The sequence below is a fragment of the Acinetobacter sp. YH01009 genome (assembly GCF_013420765.1).
In the GTDB taxonomy this organism is placed as follows: Bacteria; Pseudomonadota; Gammaproteobacteria; order Pseudomonadales; family Moraxellaceae; genus Acinetobacter; species Acinetobacter amyesii.
The window spans coordinates 76,222-97,696 of sequence record NZ_VOYE01000001.1; the positions used below are offsets into that span (position 1 = coordinate 76,222).

General features: G+C 38.4%; 27 protein-coding genes and 1 pseudogene. 25 read left to right on the forward strand and 3 right to left on the reverse strand.

The genetic code is table 11. The annotated features are described in order from the left end of the window. Positions 1-39 precede the first annotated feature (39 nt). The 22 genes from FTT76_RS00345 to FTT76_RS00450 all read left to right on the forward strand — a co-directional run bounded on the left by FTT76_RS00345 (position 40) and on the right by FTT76_RS00450 (position 16,752). The gene (locus FTT76_RS00345; protein WP_180008478.1) at positions 40-1,800 is read left to right on the forward strand and encodes an ATP-binding protein; all 1,761 of its coding nucleotides are present in this window, start codon (positions 40-42) and stop codon (positions 1,798-1,800) included. Between the two features lie 66 nt (positions 1,801-1,866). Further along, positions 1,867-2,028, forward strand: a complete 162-nt coding sequence (locus tag FTT76_RS00350; RefSeq protein WP_180008476.1) for a hypothetical protein — start codon at positions 1,867-1,869, stop codon at positions 2,026-2,028. A 131-nt stretch (positions 2,029-2,159) separates the two neighbouring features. Next, entirely contained in the window at positions 2,160-2,375 is a 216-nt protein-coding gene (locus FTT76_RS00355) for a hypothetical protein (RefSeq protein ID WP_111884814.1), read from the forward strand. Between the two features lie 127 nt (positions 2,376-2,502). Next, entirely contained in the window at positions 2,503-3,078 is a 576-nt protein-coding gene (locus tag FTT76_RS00360) for a DUF4126 domain-containing protein (RefSeq protein WP_111884815.1), read from the forward strand. A gap of 158 nt (positions 3,079-3,236) precedes the next feature. After that, positions 3,237-4,106 (forward strand): IS982 family transposase, encoded by an 870-nt coding sequence (locus FTT76_RS00365; protein WP_180008583.1) that lies wholly within the window; start codon positions 3,237-3,239, stop codon positions 4,104-4,106. Positions 4,107-4,184: 78 nt separating this feature from the next. Beyond that, positions 4,185-4,322 (forward strand): DUF2569 family protein, encoded by a 138-nt coding sequence (locus FTT76_RS17775; RefSeq protein ID WP_373686525.1) that lies wholly within the window; start codon positions 4,185-4,187, stop codon positions 4,320-4,322. A 217-nt stretch (positions 4,323-4,539) separates the two neighbouring features. After that, positions 4,540-4,749, forward strand: a complete 210-nt coding sequence (locus FTT76_RS00375) for a hypothetical protein (protein ID WP_180004724.1) — start codon at positions 4,540-4,542, stop codon at positions 4,747-4,749. Positions 4,750-4,854: 105 nt separating this feature from the next. Further along, complete coding sequence (locus FTT76_RS00380) at positions 4,855-5,112, forward strand: hypothetical protein (protein WP_180004725.1); 258 nt, start codon at positions 4,855-4,857, stop codon at positions 5,110-5,112. A 1,109-nt stretch (positions 5,113-6,221) separates the two neighbouring features. Continuing rightward, entirely contained in the window at positions 6,222-6,464 is a 243-nt protein-coding gene (locus tag FTT76_RS00385; RefSeq protein WP_078191128.1) for a DUF6868 family protein, read from the forward strand. Positions 6,465-6,570: 106 nt separating this feature from the next. Continuing rightward, positions 6,571-7,272 (forward strand): DUF1003 domain-containing protein, encoded by a 702-nt coding sequence (locus FTT76_RS00390; RefSeq protein WP_168378549.1) that lies wholly within the window; start codon positions 6,571-6,573, stop codon positions 7,270-7,272. A 607-nt stretch (positions 7,273-7,879) separates the two neighbouring features. After that, on the forward strand, positions 7,880-8,338 hold the full coding sequence (locus tag FTT76_RS00395) for a GIY-YIG nuclease family protein (RefSeq protein ID WP_180008474.1): 459 nt from the start codon (positions 7,880-7,882) through the stop codon (positions 8,336-8,338). Positions 8,339-8,423: 85 nt separating this feature from the next. Further along, positions 8,424-9,089, forward strand: a complete 666-nt coding sequence (locus FTT76_RS00400; protein WP_078191125.1) for a pseudouridine synthase — start codon at positions 8,424-8,426, stop codon at positions 9,087-9,089. Positions 9,090-9,586: 497 nt separating this feature from the next. Then, entirely contained in the window at positions 9,587-10,522 is a 936-nt protein-coding gene (locus FTT76_RS00405; protein WP_180027254.1) for a hypothetical protein, read from the forward strand. Between the two features lie 133 nt (positions 10,523-10,655). Further along, positions 10,656-11,042: a ribonuclease E inhibitor RraB gene (locus FTT76_RS00410; protein ID WP_168378552.1), complete on the forward strand. Its 387-nt coding sequence runs from the start codon at positions 10,656-10,658 to the stop codon at positions 11,040-11,042. Between the two features lie 329 nt (positions 11,043-11,371). Further along, a complete protein-coding gene (locus FTT76_RS00415) occupies positions 11,372-11,818 on the forward strand; it encodes an SRPBCC family protein (RefSeq protein ID WP_078191122.1) in 447 nt (148 codons plus the stop codon). A 45-nt stretch (positions 11,819-11,863) separates the two neighbouring features. Beyond that, positions 11,864-12,232, forward strand: a complete 369-nt coding sequence (locus FTT76_RS00420) for a DUF488 domain-containing protein (protein WP_180009302.1) — start codon at positions 11,864-11,866, stop codon at positions 12,230-12,232. A gap of 156 nt (positions 12,233-12,388) precedes the next feature. After that, positions 12,389-12,730, forward strand: coding sequence for a zinc ribbon domain-containing protein YjdM (locus tag FTT76_RS00425; protein WP_168378554.1), 342 nt, complete (start codon positions 12,389-12,391; stop codon positions 12,728-12,730). A gap of 162 nt (positions 12,731-12,892) precedes the next feature. Next, positions 12,893-13,255, forward strand: coding sequence for a 5-carboxymethyl-2-hydroxymuconate Delta-isomerase (locus FTT76_RS00430; RefSeq protein ID WP_180009304.1), 363 nt, complete (start codon positions 12,893-12,895; stop codon positions 13,253-13,255). A 265-nt stretch (positions 13,256-13,520) separates the two neighbouring features. Beyond that, positions 13,521-13,856, forward strand: coding sequence for a YegP family protein (locus tag FTT76_RS00435; RefSeq protein WP_180009306.1), 336 nt, complete (start codon positions 13,521-13,523; stop codon positions 13,854-13,856). Between the two features lie 183 nt (positions 13,857-14,039). Next, positions 14,040-14,723 carry a DUF2939 domain-containing protein gene (locus FTT76_RS00440; protein ID WP_180004734.1) on the forward strand — a complete coding sequence of 228 codons (684 nt, stop codon included), beginning with the start codon at positions 14,040-14,042 and terminating at the stop codon, positions 14,721-14,723. Positions 14,724-14,748: 25 nt separating this feature from the next. After that, positions 14,749-15,195, forward strand: coding sequence for a nuclear transport factor 2 family protein (locus FTT76_RS00445; RefSeq protein ID WP_218948513.1), 447 nt, complete (start codon positions 14,749-14,751; stop codon positions 15,193-15,195). Positions 15,196-15,699: 504 nt separating this feature from the next. Next, a complete protein-coding gene (locus FTT76_RS00450; protein WP_180009308.1) occupies positions 15,700-16,752 on the forward strand; it encodes a DUF1176 domain-containing protein in 1,053 nt (350 codons plus the stop codon). Between the two features lie 79 nt (positions 16,753-16,831). Here FTT76_RS00450 and FTT76_RS00455 read toward each other — a convergent pair whose 3' ends face one another. Next, a complete protein-coding gene (locus FTT76_RS00455) occupies positions 16,832-17,599 on the reverse strand; it encodes a hydroxymethylpyrimidine/phosphomethylpyrimidine kinase (RefSeq protein ID WP_180009310.1) in 768 nt (255 codons plus the stop codon). A 98-nt stretch (positions 17,600-17,697) separates the two neighbouring features. On the opposite strand from FTT76_RS00455, the gene FTT76_RS00460 reads away from it, so the two are divergent. Then, positions 17,698-18,369 (forward strand): HAD-IA family hydrolase, encoded by a 672-nt coding sequence (locus tag FTT76_RS00460; RefSeq protein ID WP_180009333.1) that lies wholly within the window; start codon positions 17,698-17,700, stop codon positions 18,367-18,369. A gap of 28 nt (positions 18,370-18,397) precedes the next feature. Here FTT76_RS00460 and FTT76_RS00465 read toward each other — a convergent pair whose 3' ends face one another. Beyond that, the gene (locus FTT76_RS00465) at positions 18,398-18,847 is read right to left on the reverse strand and encodes a hypothetical protein (protein ID WP_180004736.1); all 450 of its coding nucleotides are present in this window, start codon (positions 18,845-18,847) and stop codon (positions 18,398-18,400) included. A 300-nt stretch (positions 18,848-19,147) separates the two neighbouring features. On the opposite strand from FTT76_RS00465, the pseudogene FTT76_RS00470 reads away from it, so the two are divergent. Both FTT76_RS00470 and FTT76_RS17565 read left to right on the forward strand, forming a co-directional pair. Then, positions 19,148-20,317, forward strand: a pseudogene (locus FTT76_RS00470) (low temperature requirement protein A). Positions 20,318-20,410: 93 nt separating this feature from the next. Then, positions 20,411-20,824, forward strand: coding sequence for a TM2 domain-containing protein (locus FTT76_RS17565; RefSeq protein WP_228144741.1), 414 nt, complete (start codon positions 20,411-20,413; stop codon positions 20,822-20,824). A 40-nt stretch (positions 20,825-20,864) separates the two neighbouring features. Here FTT76_RS17565 and FTT76_RS00480 read toward each other — a convergent pair whose 3' ends face one another. Beyond that, the gene (locus FTT76_RS00480) at positions 20,865-21,464 is read right to left on the reverse strand and encodes a DUF805 domain-containing protein (protein ID WP_180009312.1); all 600 of its coding nucleotides are present in this window, start codon (positions 21,462-21,464) and stop codon (positions 20,865-20,867) included. Between the last annotated feature and the right edge of the window lie 11 nt (positions 21,465-21,475).

Below are 21,475 nucleotides of genomic sequence, written 5' to 3' on the forward strand. Positions count from 1 at the left end.
CTTTGTGATGGGGTTTTTTTAAATTAAAGTGAACTGAAAGTGCATAATTTAGCAGAAGTAACAATTAAAAATTTTAAATCTTGTCAGGCAACTTTTTTAAGGTTAGAGCCTTTTACTGCCTTAGTTGGATACAATAATGCAGGAAAATCAAATTGTTTAACAGCTATACAATGGTTAATACGCAAATCTAGTTTTTCAGAAAAAGATTTTTACGATGAGTCTCAACCTATAGAAGTAATTGCAACGATTAAGGGTATTTCTAATGAGTTACTAGATTTAATGCCTTTAAACCAAAGAAAATCTATTGAAGAACAAATTGTTAGTGGTGAGCTTAGGATTAGAAGGTTACAAGAAAAACCAAATGCAAAAGTTTCAGAAATAAAATTATCCGTTTGGGATTCTATATCAAATGATTGGATTCCTAATCCAACAGGAATAGATAATGCAATTATGATTTTATTACCTGAACCAATTCGTATTGGTGCAATGGAAAATGCAGCTGAAGATGCAGCAAAATCAAAAACGACGACTACTATTGGGAAACTTTTAGCTGAAATTTTAGCACCGCTAAAAGCTACTCATGAGGCTGAATTAAATCAACATTTAAATGAAGTGGAATCAAGAATTTCTAGTGAAGGAAGCCAAAGATTTGGTGAAATAGGCTTGATTGATAATGGGGTAAATCTGAAGATAAATGATTTATTTCCTGGAATGAGTGTACGATTACATTTTGAGACTCCTAATATTGATGATCTGATAAAAGCTGGAACTCTAAAAGTATTTGAAGGGCAAGGAAGTGGTCGTGATTTTCAATCTTATGGTCATGGAGCGCAACGCTCAATACAAATAGCATTAATTCAATATTTAGCTGAAATTAAAAGAACAAGTAGCAATCAATTATCTACGACATTGTTATTAATAGATGAGCCTGAGTTGTATTTACACCCGTTTGCAATTGAACAGGTAAGAGAGTCATTATTAACATTATCTAAAAATGGTTATCAAATAATCATCTCGACTCATTCAGCTCAAATGATTACTGCTGAGGGTGCAGAAACAACTTTATTAATCAGGAAAGATGCTAATACAGGAACTTATTCAAGAACTAGATTAGTTGATGCAATTCAGAATGTCGTTCCAAATTCAACTCATCAGATGGAGCAGTTATTTAGTTTGACTCATTCAACACAATTGCTTTTCGCTGAAAATGTGATTTTAACTGAAGGTAAGACAGAGTTTAGATTATTACCATTTTTATTTAAGAATATTTCAGGATTAACAATGGGGCAGGAGAAGCATGCTTTGGTGGCACAAAGTGGTGTTAATGATACACAGAAATCATTAGCAATTTTAGTTGAGATGGATTTACCAGCAAAGGCTATATGTGATCTTGATTACTGTTTTAATGGGGCTATTACTCATAATTTCTTATTAGCAAATGATAGTGATATTTTAGCGCTAAAGGTAATTTTACAAAATATTTCACAAGCAAAAGGTATTACTATAAATGCCACTACCGGGTTACCTCAAAAAAATCAAAATATTACGGTTGCAAAGGCTTATGAAATTTTAGCTAGTGAAACAAATGCAATACCATTAATTGATTCATTGCATGGAAAAATGAGAGCGCAAAGTATTTGGATTTGGAAAAAAGGTGCAATAGAAGCTCATCTTGGTACAGTTAGTAAAACAGAGAGTGAATGGTTTCGATTTAAGCAAGATGTATTAAATAATGGGATGCCTGCCACTTGTAATGACTATCAGGGAATTGTTGATTTAGTGGACTGGCTGAGAAGTTAGTTTTAATTAATCTAGTTCCATCTTACTAAGATGGAACTAGAACGCTCTAAATACTAGGAGTTTAAAATGCCTATAGAAAAAGAGACACCACATAAAATTGAAGAAAATGTGCGTCAAAATGAAACCATTGACATAGAAAAGCTATTTAAATCACTTTCTGAAATGCCTAGTGACTTCTATGCAGAAACAAGAGTAGACGAACCACCGCAAGAACGAAAAGCAAAGTAAATTAGAGATAAAAAGAATTTCTGCGTGTAGACGAACTGCAAGTAGAAAACTAGCTCAGCAAATCGCTGTAAACCCACCAAAATTTCCATTCGAAATTATGCTTTGCCTAAATGCCATTATCAATTGTCGAAATGACCAATAGACATTCATCACAAGAGGGTTATACTGAATCTACCATTTCTAAAAACACATGGAGAACAAAAATGGTTACTGCTGGTCAAAAACCCGGAACAGGCTTCTATTTTTGTGTTCAATGCGGACACCGCGTCTACTTAGAAATTGGTACTGATCGTTTACCACCGTGTACCAAATGCCAAGGCAATCAATTTAACAATAAGAATGCCTAAGCTGCAAAACACTAACAGTTATCCGCTGTTTAGAAAGAAAAGCCCTATCACTCGATAGGGCTTTTTGCTAACGTTTAACACTGCATCTATAAAAACAAATTGTACGTTTAACCGTTCGGAGAAGCCCATGGAAACAATATTAGGACTGTGTATTGGTATTGGCTTAAGTGCTGCTTGTGGCTTCCGTGTCTTTGTACCTTTATTGGTGATGAGTGTTGCTTCCATTTTAGGACTATTTGAACCGATGAAAGGATTCGAATGGCTGTCTATGCCTGCGGTTTGTATTGGCTTAGCAATTGCGACGGTTTGTGAAATTGCAGCTTACTATATTCCTTGGGTAGACAATGCCCTCGACACCATTTCAACACCTGCAGCGATGATCGCAGGGACCATCGCTACAATGGCAGTAAGTTCAGGTGAAATGTCACAGTTTGCCAGTTGGGCGGCAGCAATTATTGTCGGAGGTGGTACAGCAACAGCAGTACAAATGAGTACCGTCGCTGCGCGTGGCGTATCTACCGCAACCACAGGTGGCGTTGCAAATCCGATCTTATCTACAGGGGAATGGATTGGCGCTGCAGTCTTGTCAGTATTGGCTTTTTTAGTCCCATTTTTCGTGGTGATCTTAGTGATTGCAATCGTGATCTGGTTGGTTCGCCGCATACGCCAAAAACGAACTGTACAGGTCGATACCCCTTTATAAACCAGTCAAGATTCCACTCTAAAATGAATCCATCTTTTAGAGTGAGTGATCTGCGTTATGCTTAATAAACCCGAATCGCGGATAAGAAATAAACTTGAAAATAAGAAGACTAGAGCCATCAGTTGAGTTACCACACAAAACTCACAACTCTAGTCCTAATGTTCAATAGTACCGAATTATTCTGCGTAATTGATGATTTCTTTCTTAAATTTGAAGCAACTTATTGGAACTTTCTCAAACAAAATAGCCATTCTTTAAGAATCAGACGTGCTCATCTGACGATCTCGGAAATCTGCTTTATTGCCATTTGGTATAAATGTTCTTATTTCAGCAATTTCAAAGCCTTTTTCATATGGTTAAAAGAAGATAAAAGACATTTGTTTAAAAGCTTACCATGTTACCAACGGATGATTCATCTGATCAATATGCACCAATTAGCAATACATGCTTTACATGTGGCTCTGATGAAAGGTCAAAATACCCAATATTTGTGGATTGATTCAACGACTTTGCCAGTCTGTAAAAATCAACGTATTCAACGCCATAAATCATTAGCTCAAATAGCATCTCGTGGTAAAAGCTCGATGGGCTGGTTTTATGGCTGTAAGCTACATATTGCGATGAACCCATTTGGTGAAATCGCTTGTTCTGCTTTATCAAATGGGCATATAGCTGACATAAAAATGGTTGAGCAATTGGCTGACGGCTTAGAAGCAAAGCTATATGGAGATCGTGGTTATATCAGCCAGGAACTAAAAAGTAGGTTAAAAGATCAAGGTATTGATTTGATTACTTACCATCGAAAAAATATGCAATCCATCCAACTATCTGCATCAGATGAATATCACTTAAGACAACGAAATAAGATAGAAACGTTATTCAGCTTATTGAAAGGACAATACAATTTAGTGACGAGTAAAGCTCGTAGTATTCATGGATTTCTGAGTGGGATTTACGCATCGTTATGTGCATATCAACTTAATCATCAAAATAAACCAACAATTCAAATTATGGAATTATTGGCTTAAGCGGGATTCGGGTTAATAAATATAGAAATAAAAATCCGAAACTGAGTTTTTCAGTGGTTGATAAAGATTATATAAATTATAAAAAGTGCTACTGAGACAGAGAGCATCATACAGTTAGCGACGAGTAATATAGGTTGTCTGATTTGGACGCCGTATTTGTTAATGCCAGTTCGGGTGAAAAATACCTTTATTCAACATTCCAAGCACTCGGCTTAAGCGCAAAAAATGAAATCGAGCAATCCCACCTATCCATCCTAAAAGAGCACATCATTCTGCGTTTAAGTCATCCAAGAGACGCCTAAAAATATCTTTAAAATATGGTTGATTTTTAAACAACAAAGGCATAATTTTAGTATGTGATTATAAATCACATAATTTTTATATGGATTTATTAATCTTTGAATTTTATAAAAAATAATGAGGGGAATGGTAGATGATTAAATTTATAGTCGATGAAAATGCCTTAACGAATGGCTCGCATTTAATTCACAATGGTTCGCAAGGATGTGTAGACATGCCGCAATTTGACCAGCAAATATTGATTGGTTATTTTGCCAATTTCGAACTCGCTTATAAGCGTGCACGAATGAGCTGGCCAACAGAAAAAGTTGTCGGTTGCGATAAATGCTGTAGTCAAAGCTAGAAATTCAACATGCATTAACCTTGAAATAAAGCTGTATATCCAAGAATAATGGCGCAGAAATTGCTAACTAAAACAGGTAATCGCGTTATTAATAGGATATACAGCATGACCACAGAAACCATCCGTTCTACAAAATATCCAGCAGTGGCACATGCCTATGCAGCATGGCCTTTGATCCTGATCATAATTGGTGGTGCGATTGGACTGGTATATGCCGTGATTGCTTATTTGATCAATCTCAAAATATATGCATCAGACCTCAGTCGAATGAATAAAATTTTGGCCAATTTACTCTGTGGTATGGCGGCATGTAGTGGTTGGTGGTTTAGCGCACAGTGGGTACAAAGCTATTTAGCTCATTGACCAATAATGCATTGAATAGATCATCCATTAAATAACTGATGTTACACACTTAAAAGTAGTTTTGCATTTTTAAAATGATTTTTAATTCTATTCGACGGCATCTTATATCTAGGGATTGAATAAAAGGATTAGCCTTCGGCTGGAGGTACTCTTACGAAACGTTGTTTCTCATTCGGCAAAATGAGAAGCAAAGCTTCGCAAGGAAACCATCTTGCGGTGCAATGCACCTCACCGACAAAACTCGCTCATTACCGTCAAATTATTCACAGTATCGCAAAAACATTTTTGATTAAAAGTAGCCCTGTCTAAAACACTTGCGAATGACGTTACCGCGTATCGTTCATTTATTTGAAGCAAATTGCGCTTCTGATGTTACTGCGTAACATCAGTTCAATAAGTAGAACAAAGATAGATCTAGATCATTAGTTACTCACTGAGCGGTGTTTTGTGAGTCATGATTAATGTAGATAATTCAAATGAAGGGATGAATGTTCAGTGGCGATACATTTTTTAATTTGCCACTGTGTTTGCACGTTTAATCTATTGTGAAAGAAAATTTTCTTATAATTGGGCAAATCTGCAGATAAAAAACGCTGAAATGAGCTGAAAAGATAAAATATCCTGCTAAACCTAAAATGGCTGAAAAAATTTGCTGAATTTGCAGAAAATTAGAAAAACTTAGGAAATTAATCCCGATGCCCTTTGGTTAAAGTATATCTCAAGGGTGTGATAGAGATTGAAAAGAGTAGCATGCTGTCAGTGGTGCAAAACACGCGTACAGTACTCACCCAAAAGGTCTCGATTCAGCTTAGGACGCTATAAACCAGAAGTTTATAGGCTATAAGATCATGACTTACAAAGTGATGATAGTTGAAGTAAACAACATTGTTTTCTCTTATACCACCCCAAAAATTTAAGCCAAAATAAAAAACAATAATTACTCCTTTAATCCGCACAAAACAAACCACACCAGTGAAATCAGCACAAGCTCAAAGATCGTCAGGCATCTCTCATAAAATAGTCCAAATCTAAGCGGAAATTTAAAAGCAATATTCAATTGCTCGAAAGGGGCATAAACTAAGGATAAAAATACGCTTAGGAGATTTGCCATGAACTTGAGTCATTTAAGCGATTTCTTGCTGTATAGCTTAGTGATTAACTATCTGATTTTAATCATTTGGTTTGTGGTATTTGTCTTTGCTAAAGATTGGATGAAACGCCTGCATGGGCAGTGGTTTAAGCTGAGCGATCAGCAGTTTGACGCTATTCATTATGGTGGAATGGCTGTCTATAAAATTGGTATTTTACTTTTGAATTTAACCCCCTATATTGCATTGCACTATCTAAAATAGGCTTAACCATAAAAAATACTGAGTGTAAAAGCACAAGCTGCTTGCATTAAATTTAGGCAAAACAGTATGCTCAAAAGAACATAAAATTCAATTGGGCAAGGCAAGAATGAACGGGAAAGTAGAATGCCGTACTTGTTTGGTGTGCAAAAAAAGTTTCCCACTGAAAAATATGATTCCAATGGGAACCGTGCGTAAAGTCATTACAGAAGAAATTGCACAGGATTTTCCTGAATCTGGTGCTCAGGACTATATATGCCAAACTGATTTGACCAAATACCGTATGCAATATGTACAGTCAATTCTGAACTCCGAACAAGGCGAAGTCTCCAATTTAGAATATGAAGTGCTGAACAGCATGCAGCAGCATGATCTGATTAGCAAAAATGTTGAAGAAAAGCTGGATCAGCAGTGGAGTTTTGGCGAAAGGCTAGCGGATAAAATTGCAACATTCGGCGGTAGCTGGGCATTTCTTATTTGTTTTACATTGTTTTTAGCGGTGTGGATTTTAGTCAATACGGTGGTGATGGTGAAGCACCCTGCTGATCCTTATCCTTTTATTTTGCTGAATTTGATGTTGTCTTGCCTCGCTGCCATACAAGCGCCCATTATTATGATGAGCCAGAACCGTCAAGAAGCTAAAGACCGCATGCGTTCGGAGAATGATTATCAGGTGAATTTAAAAGCTGAATTAGAAATTCGCCATTTACATGAAAAGATAGATCATTTGTTGATGCATCAATGGGATCGTCTTGCCAAGATTCAGGAAATTCAGCTGGATTTGCTGTCTGAAATGAGTAAAAAGAAGTAATAGTTTGCTTTGAACAGCATAAATAATTGTTGTTTGAGTACTAAGTTGTGGCGGAAATTCTCGGAAAAAGTCATTTATAAGATGGAAAAAATGCTAAAAAATGATACAAGGAGAAAATATTTTCAATATATCTTTAAATGTGAAAAATATTTTTAAAATAAGCCAAAAACAGTAATTTTCAGGGAAACAATCCCTCTTCGATATCACTACTATATATCCCAAGGGTGTTACAGAGATTGAAAAGAGTAGCATGCTGTCAGTGGTGCAAAACACGTGTACAGTACTCACCCAAAAGGTCTCGATTCAGCTTAGGACGCTATAAACCAGAAGTTTATAGGCTATAAGATCATGACTTACAAAGTGATGATAGTTGAAGTAAACAACACTGTTTTCTCTTACACCCTAAAAAATTTTAAAGAATTCAAACGAATAATAAATCCTTCCATCTTTTTCAAAATTCCAAACTTCGCATTCATTCCCAACACACTTTGATTATTGCTGATGTAATAAATATCACGCAGAAGAACTCAAACTTAATCTAAGCTTCAGATTGTCCTTTTTCACAAAGTTGTTATGCTTAACTGTCTAAATTTTAAATAATTTTGTTATGGGTTATCTGGATCAATTGATACAGGATTGTCTGCAAGCACAGCAGACTAAAGCGGAATGTATATTTGAGTTTTCAAGTTTTGATGATCTTGCTCAACACGCACATTATATTTATGTAATAGAGCAGGTCGGTGGCGATATACAGCAGACATATCAGGACTATGCCGCATTTAAGGCATTGAAAACCCATGCCTGTGCCAAGTTAAATCAACCCAATCATATCCTGTATGTTGGATCATCACGGACAGGTATCAAGAGTCGTTTAAAACAACATTTAGGTTTTGGGCCTAAACGAACCTATGCCTTGCATTTATCGCAGTGGTTTCAGGGCAAATATCGCATCACACTACATCAGTATCCTTTAACCACGAGTGCAAGCATCTTACAGTTACTGGAGGATGATTTGTCTCATTCATTAGCACCAGCCTTTGGTAAATTGGGGACCAATAATCGTTAGGGTTAGACCTGATCGGCCAAAGTCGATTGACAGCGAATTAGTCAGTTGTTATTTTGCCGACATTCTCCCAGTACACAGTCTATCCATGCCTTTAGATCCCAACTTTGTCTATGCGCCGCCTCAAGGTCCTCTACGTATTTTGTATGAAGATGCAGACTTGGTTGTTATCGAAAAACCGGCGGAATTGTTGTCGGTTCCGGGACGTTTGCCTGAGCATCATGACAGTGCCTACCTTCGTGTTTTGGAGCAGTATCCTGCTGCAAAAATTACCCATCGTTTAGACATGGCAACATCAGGCATTTTGATGTTTGCGAAACACCGCGATGCAGAAGTGGCAGTGAGTAAAATGTTCCAAGCGCGGACGGTTCAAAAGCAATATGTGGCTTTAGTTCAGGGCAAACTTGAAGGTGAGGGCAGTGTTGAAGTGCCCCTCATTACGGACTGGGAAAATCGCCCACGTCAGATGGTGCATTTTGAATTGGGCAAACCCTCAAAAACCTTGTATCAAGCCATTAGCTATGACGCAAGCAAGGACATTAGCCGAGTATTATTAACACCAGTGACAGGGCGTTCTCATCAGCTACGTGTACACATGATGCATATTGGGCACCCAATTACAGGGGATCAACTGTATCACCCGAATGCAAAACAGAGCTCACTCGGACGGATGGCGTTACATGCTTGCGATCTGGCATTTACCCAGCCTTTAACTCAACAAGCTGTTCATATTCATTGTGCGGCAGAATTTTAAAGCATATTCATGTGAATGCTCATTGTTCATAAAAACTGCTGCATTGAATTAAAACCTTTGGGACTCGTAAAAAGCGCAGAATATCTACAGCTTTAAATAGGTTTTTCTGCTTAAAAATGATTCATGATATACACTATATCCCCAATTCTGGGGATATATAAATAATTTAAATATCTCTATAAAGTATGTGAAAAATTTAGAAAGATTGATATTAAATTTCTTTGTAGCTTTTAGTAAATAAACGCCATTTTTAAGGTTTTATTATATTTTCTAATGAATATTGAATGATTACTTTTTTAATATAAAAATATTTTATTAAAATGATTTAAAACAGCATTTTAGTTAAATTGTGTGCAAGTGTGTATTTGGTCAGATAAATACAGTTTTTTGCATTTATTCTGCTAATATGAAATAAATTATTGATTTTAATTTTTATAAATTAGGTTTGTTTTGGGGAATAAACTTAAATTATTGAAGCTTATTTTGAGGATTGGCAAATGATCAATATTGCTTTAATTGTCCTTATCATCCTATTAATTGTGGCTCTCCTTTTTGTTTATAACCGCAAATTGAAAAATGATAAAACCCTACGTTCACTGCAGGAAAACTTCGATCGTGCGCGGTTAAAACTGGCTGAAACAGAGTCGCAACAAGATGAACTGAATTATGAAATCAGTCAATTACGCATTCAAAACAGTGGCTTAAAAATCCAAGTCGATAAAGTAGCGAAATATCAACATATTGTGGATATTGAACAATATGTTGAGTATCGAACTTTACAGGCAGATGGCTTGTTAGAAGTCACCAAAGCCAATGCAGATATCATGTTGAATGATATTCGCGCCAAGATCGAACAAGTGCGTCAGTATTTGAGCAAATATCAAGAAAAAGCCAAATTACAAACGCAGGAACAAGCCCGTGCCGAGTTAAAAGGTTTATATAGCCAAGCGCTGGATCAGCAGCATTTGGAAAACATCAACCGTGCTTTGGACAACAAAATACGGGGCTATCAGTCAGCGTTCTTTTTGCCTTTACAGAGTATTTTAGATCAGCTGATGGATGGTATGAATGAATCTGCGGCAAAGCAAAATTTGACTGCGGTACGTTGCAAAATGATTGATGCAATGGAGCAGCAATCGACTGCAAACTGTAATTATGTTGATGAAGAACGTCGTTTGGCTGCGATGCAATTATTTACATTGGTGTTTAATAGTCGTGCTGATTTGTATTTAGCCCAATTAAATACCAAAAACTTAGGTGAGCTATTGCAGGCTTTGGCGGATGATTTCACCTTGCTCAATGCGCATGGTGTACATTTTAGTCAGGCACGGGTACTCGACAGTTATCTACAATTACGCTTAGAAGAATTGAAAATGGCAGCTTTGGTTTTACATCTCAAAGAAACTCAGGCCCACATGGATGTTGTGGTTTAATTTGAATTGTTATCAGAAAGATCACTTCGGCGGTCTATTTCTGATTAAAGAGATTTCGCTAATGCAAATTGCAACAATTATCCGTTAATCTAAGTCAACAGAATAAAATTCATAAACGATAAGGGAAAGTACAATGACTCGTGATTTTAAACAATTTCCAGATGATGATAATGGCAATGTGCTGTGGCAGATGCAGCAAGATGGTGATGATTTATCTGTGCCGCACGAAATCGAATATTCAATTGCCTTTTCGAACGAAGCGCAGGCTGAACAGTGTGCATTGTATTTATTGAAAGAAGAGCAAAAAATTTCGTTGTTCCAAGATGAAGAATCAGATCGCGTGGAATGGATTATCACGGTCTATGTCTATATGGAACCTGATTATGAAGATATCGTTGATTTAGAGCAGTGGTTTATTAAAATTGCGGAACAACATTCGGGCGAATATGATGGCTGGGGTTGTATGGCTTATATCTATGAAGATGATGATCTGGAAGAAGATGAAGCACAATTGAGCTAAGTCTCACTATTGCATCTTTAGCAACAAGAACCCAGTCTTTCAACTGGGTTTTTTATTATTTAAATTTTAGAGAAATTGTGTAAAATTTTGATTTTTCAATATTTTTATAAAAATCAATATAAATGCAGCTCACAAAACATAACACGGCATTGCGTTAAAGTGATGGGATCAATCTGTAGGATTCACTATAGTATTGAACAGCAATGACCTTTCTCGCATGTCTCAAAGCTGTTTCATTTAGAACGTTTCAGTGTGATAAAAATGGACGATAAAGCGAGGGTGAATGCATGTGGATGATTCAGTGAAAACAATGACACAAGGACATCATCATGAGCAATACTGTTCGATTACATCGTGTTTTTAGTGCGCCTGTAGAGCGCGTTTATCGTGCCTTTGTGGAGCCAGATGCTTTGGTGAAATGGATGGCACCGCATGGATTTACGGCCCATGTGGAGCATTCGGATGTGCGTGTAGGTGGCTCGTACCGCATGTCGTTTCAAAATTTTTCAACGGGAACCACACACGCTTTTCATGGTGATTATCATGAAGTCGTGCCGAATCATTTACTGCGCTATACAGACCAATTTGATATGCCAGAGTTAGCTGGTGAAATCGAAGTCACTGTTGAGTTTAAAGCGGTCTCCGTAGGAACCGAAGTGACGATTGTACAGGCAGGGTTGCCGAGCGTTATTCCACCTGATGCCTGTTATTTGGGGTGGCAGGAGTCTTTACAGTTGCTGGCTTTTTTAGTGAATCCAGCGATCCCCGATGAATAATCTGAAGAATGATCGAAAAACTATAAATAGGCGAAGGAGGGCTTAATGACTGTACACATTAAACGTATTTATGATGAGATAAGCCCAGACGACGGTAAACGCATTTTGGTCGATCGCTTGTGGCCGCGTGGTATCAGTAAAGTGAGCGCAGAGCTAGATTTGTGGCCGAAGGCATTGACGCCATCTACAGATTTACGTCGTTGGTATCATCAAGATGAGGCAATGGCTTCTCGATGGGACGAGTTTAAACAGCGCTATTTGCAAGAAATACAGCCACATCAAGCCGAGTTGGAACAACTACGGGCATGGGAAAAAGAGGAGCCACTAACCTTACTCACAGCGGCTAAACATACGGATAAAAATCATGCGCATATCTTAAAAGCGTTAATATTAAACACCTCATTAGATATCTAAAATTTAAACCTTCAAGTGCTGTAGCGTTGTGAAATTTACGACCTTCACAAGGTGATTAAACCATACGATATTTATGGTTTTTAAGTTCATGAAATACATAAAAATGTTATATTAAGTTTTTATGGATTTTTACATCCATCTTTTTTGAGGTCTTTTATGTCTTTACCCAATTGTCCCCAATGTAATTCTGAATATACCTATAATGATGGTGACTTACTGATTTGTCCTGAATGCTCACACGAATGGCGTGAAGGCGAAAGCGCTGCAGATGAACAGGTGCTGATTAAAGATGCCAATGGCAATGTATTGGCCGATGGCGACACGGTTACTGTGGTGAAAGATCTTAAAATTAAAGGCTCATCGTCAGTGGTGAAAGTTGGTACCAAAGTTAAAAATATTCGACTTTTAGCTGATGCAACAGATGGTCATGACATTGACTGTAAAATTGATGGTATCGGGGCTATGAAACTCAAATCTGAATACGTGAAAAAAGTTTAAGTTTCGTTTTTGTTCGCTCTAAAGCAACCTTCAAGCATCCTAAGCGAAGTCAACACTTGGCTTAGGATGTCTACTTAAACATGAAATTGATATCTAATCCGCTATAGATTTTACTTTTCAGCCTGCATAATAGACGCATTACAGGTTTGAAATGTCTTTACTATGCCGCATATTCATTTGGAATATTCCAATAACCTTGACGTCGAAGCTCGACCTTTACTTAAAGCGCTAAACGCTGCCTTATTTGAATCGGGTCATGTGAGTGCCATCAATGATATTAAGAGCCGTGCTGTCGCTCAACAAGATTTTGTTGTGGGCTTGGATGAACACGCTCAACATGCGTATATGCATGCCAAAGTTTCATTATTGACGGGTCGAACGGTCGAAGTGCAAAAGCAAATTTCATTGTTGTTATTGGACGTGCTGAAACAACATGTCACAGCTTCAGTAGTAGAAGTGCAACTTTGTGTGGAAATTTTAGAAATGAATAAAGCGACGTATTCAAAGCAGATCGTGAGTTCTTAAGACATTCATTACATGCAGAAACGCGCATATATTTTGAAATACATCATGCTGTAAAAATGATGAAATCTGACTTCGGTCGGATTATTTTTTATTGGAATTATTTATTAAAAAATCCCTTTTTGATTAAATTTTGAGCTTTATACTGATCAAAAAAGACATTGAAAAATGTGACCGAGTTCATTTATATTCTGTAGATCAGGTTGAATTTCCAACAACAAATCCTGATCGAATAATAGATAAAACAATGAAAATGAAGGGGTAACCTATGTCGGGATGGTACGAGATCAGTCACTCTAATGATCAGCAGTTCCGTTTTGTTTTAAAAGCGGGTAACGGTGAAATCATTTTAACGAGTGAATTATACAAAGCGAAAGCATCAGCACAAAACGGGATTGAGTCTGTACAAAAGAACAGTGCAGATGACAGCCGTTTTGAACGACTGACAGCCAAAAATGGCAAACCTTATTTCAATTTGAAAGCGGCAAACCATCAAATTATTGGAACTAGCCAATTTTATGCCAGTGAGCAATCGCGAGATAAAGGCATTGAATCAGTTAAAACCAATGGTGCAAGTACCCAAATTAAAGATCTAACAGTTTAAATTTGCAATAACCTGATAGAGATAGTTGAAAGGGAATAAACCCTGATGGCTCATCAAAATCACTAGGTCAAAAGCAATATGGTTCTCAGATAAGTGCTGTTGGGTTGGACGCTATTCAATCAGATCAGGCTTATTTGACGGTACAAGGAAGTACCACAACTTCACTGGCTAGAGTGGTGAACGATGAATAAGCAGAATCATATTTTGTATTATGGGCTCATTACGATTTTGATCATCGTCATGGGTTGGATGATTGCGTCTCCGTATTGGGTGTTGTATCAAATACGTCAAGCCTATGAGCACAATCAACCTGAAAAAATTGCTCAATATATCGATTTTGCGGCAGTCAAATCGAGTCTAAAACCACAAGTTGAAGACCTCATTCAACAGAAAACTGGGCTACAGCATTTACCCGAATTTGCCCAGTCTTGGGGTGGGCAGCTCAGCACAGTCCTCAGTGCAACGCTAGTCGACAGTCTGGTCAATCCAACCAGTATCATGCTGCTTTTACAAGGCAAAGCATTAAAAGAGTCGATCCAACTACCAGAAATAACCAAACTGACCAATCCGAGCATGATTAGCCCAGGGATTGAACTATTCACGCATGCTGAAAATAAGGTCGCAGAACAACCTTATGCGTCAACACTATCCAAAAATGACGAAACTGCAACCGCTGTTGCTTTAAAGCAAAGCCAGCCACTTGAACCCAAAGCCAGCTATAGCGCTTGGAATCGATTTGATCTGTATGTGCCGCTCCAAGGCCTAAGCGAAGAAAAATATACCGTATTTAGTATGCAACGCCGCGGTTGGAGCTGGAAGATCGTTAAAATTCAACTTCCAAACGCCGCCCAGAACAATGCTTCATAAAAAATAAAATAAATAGGTGCCAGAGATGCAAGATAAAATCAAAATAGTTGGTGACCAACAGGCCGCTGACGAAATTCTGCAATTTTTAGCCAATTGGGATGAGGTCATCTGCCAATTGAAAATTGAAAATATTGCTGAATCCTGCGCAGCAGATGTGTACTTTTTTGATGCCAGTTGTGAAATGCGTGGCTTAATGGCATATCAAAAAATGTGGGAATTTTATCGGGAGTATTTTCGTGAAGGCTTAAAGGTATTTAGGCGGGAATTGGTCATCCATGCAGATCCTGATATTGCCTTTCTGCACTGTTATTCCAAAATTGATGATCAGAGCGGGATACCGACGCCGGGGATCTCGTGGTGTCGTAATACCATTGGGATGAAAAAAACGCAGTCTCAATGGAAGATCGTTCATCAACATATTTCTGTTCCCGTGGATATTGTGACTCATCAAAGTAAAGTAATTATCTTTTAATTCATCTGAAAACACAGCCATGTCGCTCTGTTTTTTTTTTGCAAATCATTACATGAAATTCGTATGCAGTTCTAAAACTTCAGCCTAAATTAAAAATAATGACCATCGTTCAGAAGGGCTTTGTTGCACAAATATTTAAAATGAATACTTCCTCAATTTACTAAAATTTAAGTCACAACTCGGGTAACCGCATTCGCTTTTTATACAGGCGTTGCGCTTAGAGGTCGTAATAGTGTTGCGTTGTGAAGTTTCTATATTTTAAATCGGCAGCCGAATCAAATGGCTGCAAATGACTATAGATGATATGAGTCTCTTAAAAGGACTGGCGGCAGATTTGATGAATACGCTCAGTGATGAAAATGCGAAACGAAAAAAATGTGAAGAGATACAGCAACTGAATGATTCATCTCTATAAATTTAAATCATGTAGCAGATCCATTTAAACTGGAGTTTCAGTGAAAAGCATTCTAAGATGGCTCTAATATAATTATTCGAGCCAAAGACATGAACAAAAATAATGTCATCTGGCAACTTTTATTGGGCTACGTTGCTGCATTGGGTTGTAGTGTGAGTTTTGCTCAAATTCAAGGAAATTATTTTTCACATAAGGATTGGGAAATCGCTTGTGATAATACGGGGACTTGTCGCGTTGCAGGTTATCAGGCGGAGGGCAATCAGCCCGCTATTTCTGTATTATTACAACGTGCTGCGGGCGCTCAAGCGCAAGTCAGCGCACGAGTGAAACTCGATCCTGAAACGTTAAGTGCGGCAAATAAACCACTTCAACTTTACACTTTAGGTAAAAATCAGGGAACTGTGCAGCTTGATGCCAAAACTGCGGAAGGTCAGTTAAGTGCAGCTCAAACTCAAAAACTGATTCAAGCCTTACAAGCCAATCAACCGATTGTGTGGAAAGGCAACAACAAAACATGGTTATTGTCTGTGCAGGGCGCTAGTGCAGTTTTACTCCGTATGGATGATTTTCAAAAGCGCATAGGGACAAATTCGGCATTATTGCGTAAAGCCAATAGCAGTTCGGCCAATGTACTCAAACCTAAAAGTATTCCGAAAGTGTATATTCAAAATTATAGTAAGGGTTTACAAACGCGGTATGCCGTCAATGCTCCCACAGCCAAACAATTATTTGGATTGATAAAGAAAAAAACGACAGTGGAAGATTGTCCTCAACTCTTTGATGCAAATTTCTTAGAGGATGATCGAGTCGTGGTGTTTCCAATCAATGGAAAAAATGCCTTGGTCGAAGTGCCATGTTGGCGTGGGGCATATAACAGTGGTAATGGCTATTGGCTGATGGATCGTAACTTAAAGCAAATCAAACAACCCGTGACCTTTTCTGGAAGTGGGTTTAGTGAAGGACAAATTTTCTCCAACCAACGTGGACGAGGCATTGGTGATTGTCAAAGTAAAGGGGAATGGTCGTGGAACGGTCAGCGCTTTATCCAAACTTATATGGCAAAAACCACACAGTGCAAAGGATTTGCTGGCGGTGCATGGGAAATTCCAACCTTAGTATATTGGGTTCAACTCGACTCTTAATTACAAAAAGCCCTGATATACAGGGCTTTTAAATCATATAAAGTAGTTTTTATCTGCTTAACATGAATAACCAACAATACTAAAAACGTTTTGGAATTTTTTGTCCGCCCACAACAGGTGATTCAGCGATTTTCAACACACCAAATAGCCATGTTTCGGCATGATGAACAGCCGCTTTGAGCTCATCACCTAAGGCTAAACGCCCAGCTATAAAACTCGCCAATGAGCAGCCTGAGCCGTGATATTCCCCATCTAGTCGTGGACAACGGGTTTCAGAAACTAATTCACCCTGAATGTACAACGAGTTTTGGATATAGTCTGGCGTATTTTCATGGCCACCTTTTACTAATACCGCTTGAGCGCCCATCGCAAAAAGTTTTGCTGTAGCTTTAGATATGTCGTCTTCACCTGTGAGTGCGCGTAATTCTACGGTATTAGGTGTAAGCACAGTGGCAAGTGGAATTAGTTCTGCAAAGGCTTTGACCAAAGTTGCTTGATCGCCCAAAGAGCCACCACTATTGGCAACTAAAACGGGGTCGAGAACATAATGATATTCGGGATGTTCACGTAAAAACTCAGCGAGAGCCGCGATATTTTCAGTCGTTCCTAGCATTCCTGATTTTACACAGCGAATAGGGAGGTCACCGACGACAGCATGTGCTTGGGCCAGCAATAACTCACGAGAGGTTGCTTCAAACGAATACACTCGTTGTGAGTTTTGAACGGTTAATGCTGTACACGCAATGGCAGCATGTGCGCCACTTTGACCAATGGCTTCAATGTCCGCTTGCAGTCCTGCACCACCTGAAGGGTCAAGACCTGAAAAGCACAGTACAGTAGGGCGCACAATGATGTCCTTATTACACAAAATTTGCGATAGTATAGGCAACTTTGAGCGAACACTCGATAGTATTTTTGCAGAAGTGAATGGATAAGGTAAAAGCTGTGATTAAGAATATATTGATCGATCTCGATGGAACATTAACAGATCCAAAAGTTGGCATTACCACTTCAGCACGCTATGGACTGGCGAAAATTGGACATCCTATTTCGGATGAGACCAATATCGATTGGATCATTGGACCACCTTTGAAAGCCTCTTTGGCCAAAATCCTCAATGTCGATATGCATAATGTACTTGCAGATCAGGCTTTACTTGGTTATCGCGAGCGCTTTGCCGTTACGGGCTTATTTGAAAATAAAGTGTATCCTGCGGTTGCCGACACTCTAGCAACTTTACAACAGCAAGGCTTTCACTTGTACGTCGCTACAGCAAAGCCGACGGTCTATGCCCGCCAAATTTTAGAACATTTTGATTTGGCAAAATATTTTACTGTGATCTATGGCAGTGAACTGAACGGTGAGCGAACCAACAAAGGCGATTTAATTGAATACATTTTGCAGCAAGAACAGTTGGATGCGAAGGAATGTGTGATGGTGGGAGACCGTGAGTACGATATTTTAGGCGCGCGCCGTAATGCTGTGCCGAGTATTGCTGTGAGCTATGGTTATGGTAGTACAGAAGAAATTCAAATGGCTGCACCAGCGCTAGTAATTGACGGTTTTAACGATTTGATTTCGAGTATTGAGCAATTGCAGCAGCAGAAAGTGTCGTAGTTGCACCGAACCTAATGAATGATGCTGATTATTTAAAGATAATCAGCAAAATGAGCAAGATCACCCCACAGAAAAGCCATTTGAGCAAAGGAGACTCATCATTTTTGATGGTTTCTGCTTCGAGTGCGATACCATGTTTGTCGTAAACAAATACAAAATGTGCATTTGCGCTTAGAGCCATTTCTTGAATGGCTTGTAGCTCGAGTGCGCTGACTTCTTCACTTAAGCGTTCTTTTAACTGAATAAAAATAACCGGCTGTCCAAACTCATACCACTTGAAGTGGATCTGTTGTATGAGTTGGTTGAAGCACTGTTCTGCAACATGATAGTTTCGGACAAAACTTCCACGTTCTATAAAAGCCAGAGGGCAGTTTTGTTCAGCTACAATTTGATGATCACGCGTTAAAACTTGCATTTGATCATAATGAATCTGTACCCAAACTGCGTCAGGAAAAGACGCTAATTTTTCTTCTAACATTACTTTTAGGTTTCATTATTATTTTAGTGGATAGCAGTATGTCATTAAAATTTAGAGAAAAATATAGCTGAGATATAAAAAACACATCGATCTATCGAGTTTTTATCTTAAAACGTCTTTCGCAGTTTTGTCACTTTGAATTTTTAACTTCTACAATTGAAATATCTAAATCTTAAGTGTGTTTTTAAAGCCATTATCCTTTTTCTAGAAAACTGTTTCTCATCTGATTTATGTAATCGATCTTGTAACTGTTTCAGGCTTTTGAAAAAATTCAGACAGAAAACAATAAAGCTGAATGCTATGTCCAAATCATTTTTATTCCCTAGTCAGTGGCTCAAACCTTTGCACCCACGTGATCCACATGAGCATCATCGTGTCGCGACCTCTTTAGAATTGCTTTTTGACTTGATCTTTGTCGTGGCGATCGCAACAGCAGGGCAGCAACTGCATCATGCCATTGTTGAAAATCATTTAGCTCAGGGTTTAACGCTGTATGGCATGGTGTTTTTTGCCTTGTGGTGGGCGTGGATGAACTTTAGTTGGTTTGCTTCGGCGTATGATAATGATGATGCGCTCTATCGAATCTTAACTTTCGTACAGATCATTGGTTCTTTGGTCATTGCTGCAGGTATTCCAAGCGCTTTTCAAAAGCAGGATTTTGACGTAATTGTGATTGGTTATGCCATTATGCGTCTGGGCTTAGTTACGCAGTGGTTTCGCGTTGCAAAGCATGATCTGTCCCGTCGGAAAACAGCATTACGCTATGCTTTTGGCATCATACTTGTGCAAGTGGGGTGGCTGTTCTTTCATTTTTCACCGCTGCATTTCACCGTTTATCTTTTCATTTTGCTCGCAATTGCTGAACTGTCTGTGCCAGTTTTTGCAGAAGCTGCAAGCCGTACACCGTGGCATGCGCATCATATTGCAGAGCGATATTCACTGCTCACCATTATCGTTTTAGGCGAATCTATTGTCGGCTGTTCGATTGCGATGACTGATGCATTAACAAATCAGCGTTTTAGTACTGAACTGATCTTTTTGATGGTAGGCGGTCTGATGATGATGTTCACCATGTGATGGTCTTATTTTGATACCAGTATTGCAGAGCGTTTAAATAGCCGAAAAATGGCATTTACTTGGGGTTATGGACATTTCTTTGTCTTTATTAGTATCGCGGCGATTGGTGCTAGTTTAGCTGCCGCAGTCGATGTGGTTTCGCATGAGGCACTGATTAGTTCTGAAAAAGAAAGCTACTTTGTGGCGATCAGCCTCGTGATTTATACGACAAGTTTATATTTACTCCATGAATTGCATCATCAAAGTGGCTTTAGAAAACTTTTATATCCTTTAACCGTGGTGATTGTTTTATGTATTCCGTTGTTTATTACTCCTGCGGGTTATGCAATATTTGCGATGGCAGTGGTATATGCATTGAGATTGATGTTTACAAAATGCTATTTGGCAAGATAAGTTAATGATATGATATTCATCAATAATTCGTTATATTGCTGATGAAAATAACGTCCAAGAATCATCAAATAAAGATAAAACATAGAGGATTATATGAAAGGGCAAATACTCGATTTTTCTGTTCAAAATAATACAGGCATCATCAGCGGAGATGATCAGAATCGTTATCAATTTTCTGGAAGCGATTGGAAAGGACAAACTGTTCCTGCTCGTGGACAATTTGTTGATTTTGAGACAAGTGGAATGGGTTACGCAACCGATATTTACTTAGTCGCTGTGCCGAATGCTTTAGGCACGCAATACGGTCAAAAGAGTCGAATTGTTGCTGCACTCTTAGCATTCTTCCTTGGTGGATTTGGTATCCATAAATTCTATTTGGGTCGTATTGGATGGGGGATTGTGTATCTACTATTCTGTTGGACCTTTATTCCATCCATTGTTGCTTTTATTGAATTTATTATTTATCTATGCACTTCAGATGAAGATTTTGCGCGTAAATATGGCTAAAGTTTTTTGTTAAAAGATAAGGCGCATTGTGCGCCTTATTTTATTGTTGCAGATCTCTAGCGGGTTGACCCCATTGGTTGTTCTCGGCTTTGGTGTCTGTAGCCCACCATATAATCAGTGGGATGATCCCAATGATTGTGAGCATTAAAAGTTGCCACCAACCTGAACGTCCCGTGTCATGTAGTCGACGTGCGCCAACAGCTAAGCTAGGAATAAGTAAAACGATATTGGTAATATTTTCTAGCCAAGGTTCACTGTCAATAACGAAATCGCAAATAGAGGCAAGTATAGTGACCAATATACAAAATAGCCAAAAGAACCAGAACTCTTTACGTCGAGCACGTCCTTCAAATTCAGCAAACTTTTTCAGTGGTTTGAATGACCACGCGAAAAAGTCATAGTTTTCCTCTTTTTCACTGTAGTTTGCTCGCGTATTCGTGGAAAAACTTTGTTGGTGTAATGCAATATAGACTTGAATCGCTTGCCCACTTTCATCCAAAGCAAAATCAACCTGTTCTCCACGTGTAGGTGGTCTTTGACCTCGCCATTCATGACCAGCAAATTGATAGTGTTTTCCATCTTCAGCACTAATCACCCCAGTATTAGTTTGAATCGAAAAATCTAGTATTTGTCCTTTCATATTTTTCCTGA

What these genes read in the sequence shown, in the direction of transcription:
- FTT76_RS00395 (WP_180008474.1), top strand. Translation starts at nt 7,880, where the DNA reads ATGGGTTATCTGGATCAATTGATACAGGATTGTCTGCAAGCACAGCAG.
- FTT76_RS00480 (WP_180009312.1), bottom strand. Translation starts at nt 21,464, where the DNA reads ATGAAAGGACAAATACTAGATTTTTCGATTCAAACTAATACTGGGGTG.
- FTT76_RS00430 (WP_180009304.1), top strand. Translation starts at nt 12,893, where the DNA reads ATGCCGCATATTCATTTGGAATATTCCAATAACCTTGACGTCGAAGCT.
- FTT76_RS00410 (WP_168378552.1), top strand. Translation starts at nt 10,656, where the DNA reads ATGACTCGTGATTTTAAACAATTTCCAGATGATGATAATGGCAATGTG.
- FTT76_RS00390 (WP_168378549.1), top strand. Translation starts at nt 6,571, where the DNA reads ATGAACGGGAAAGTAGAATGCCGTACTTGTTTGGTGTGCAAAAAAAGT.
- FTT76_RS00375 (WP_180004724.1), top strand. Translation starts at nt 4,540, where the DNA reads ATGATTAAATTTATAGTCGATGAAAATGCCTTAACGAATGGCTCGCAT.
- FTT76_RS00355 (WP_111884814.1), top strand. Translation starts at nt 2,160, where the DNA reads ATGACCAATAGACATTCATCACAAGAGGGTTATACTGAATCTACCATT.
- FTT76_RS17565 (WP_228144741.1), top strand. Translation starts at nt 20,411, where the DNA reads ATGAAAGGGCAAATACTCGATTTTTCTGTTCAAAATAATACAGGCATC.
- FTT76_RS00420 (WP_180009302.1), top strand. Translation starts at nt 11,864, where the DNA reads ATGACTGTACACATTAAACGTATTTATGATGAGATAAGCCCAGACGAC.
- FTT76_RS00365 (WP_180008583.1), top strand. Translation starts at nt 3,237, where the DNA reads ATGTTCAATAGTACCGAATTATTCTGCGTAATTGATGATTTCTTTCTT.
- FTT76_RS00405 (WP_180027254.1), top strand. Translation starts at nt 9,587, where the DNA reads ATGATCAATATTGCTTTAATTGTCCTTATCATCCTATTAATTGTGGCT.
- FTT76_RS00425 (WP_168378554.1), top strand. Translation starts at nt 12,389, where the DNA reads ATGTCTTTACCCAATTGTCCCCAATGTAATTCTGAATATACCTATAAT.
- FTT76_RS00360 (WP_111884815.1), top strand. Translation starts at nt 2,503, where the DNA reads ATGGAAACAATATTAGGACTGTGTATTGGTATTGGCTTAAGTGCTGCT.
- FTT76_RS00350 (WP_180008476.1), top strand. Translation starts at nt 1,867, where the DNA reads ATGCCTATAGAAAAAGAGACACCACATAAAATTGAAGAAAATGTGCGT.
- FTT76_RS00450 (WP_180009308.1), top strand. Translation starts at nt 15,700, where the DNA reads ATGAACAAAAATAATGTCATCTGGCAACTTTTATTGGGCTACGTTGCT.
- FTT76_RS00435 (WP_180009306.1), top strand. Translation starts at nt 13,521, where the DNA reads ATGTCGGGATGGTACGAGATCAGTCACTCTAATGATCAGCAGTTCCGT.
- FTT76_RS00400 (WP_078191125.1), top strand. Translation starts at nt 8,424, where the DNA reads ATGCCTTTAGATCCCAACTTTGTCTATGCGCCGCCTCAAGGTCCTCTA.
- FTT76_RS00415 (WP_078191122.1), top strand. Translation starts at nt 11,372, where the DNA reads ATGAGCAATACTGTTCGATTACATCGTGTTTTTAGTGCGCCTGTAGAG.
- FTT76_RS00380 (WP_180004725.1), top strand. Translation starts at nt 4,855, where the DNA reads ATGACCACAGAAACCATCCGTTCTACAAAATATCCAGCAGTGGCACAT.
- FTT76_RS00445 (WP_218948513.1), top strand. Translation starts at nt 14,749, where the DNA reads ATGCAAGATAAAATCAAAATAGTTGGTGACCAACAGGCCGCTGACGAA.
- FTT76_RS00385 (WP_078191128.1), top strand. Translation starts at nt 6,222, where the DNA reads ATGAACTTGAGTCATTTAAGCGATTTCTTGCTGTATAGCTTAGTGATT.
- FTT76_RS00440 (WP_180004734.1), top strand. Translation starts at nt 14,040, where the DNA reads ATGAATAAGCAGAATCATATTTTGTATTATGGGCTCATTACGATTTTG.
- FTT76_RS00465 (WP_180004736.1), bottom strand. Translation starts at nt 18,847, where the DNA reads ATGTTAGAAGAAAAATTAGCGTCTTTTCCTGACGCAGTTTGGGTACAG.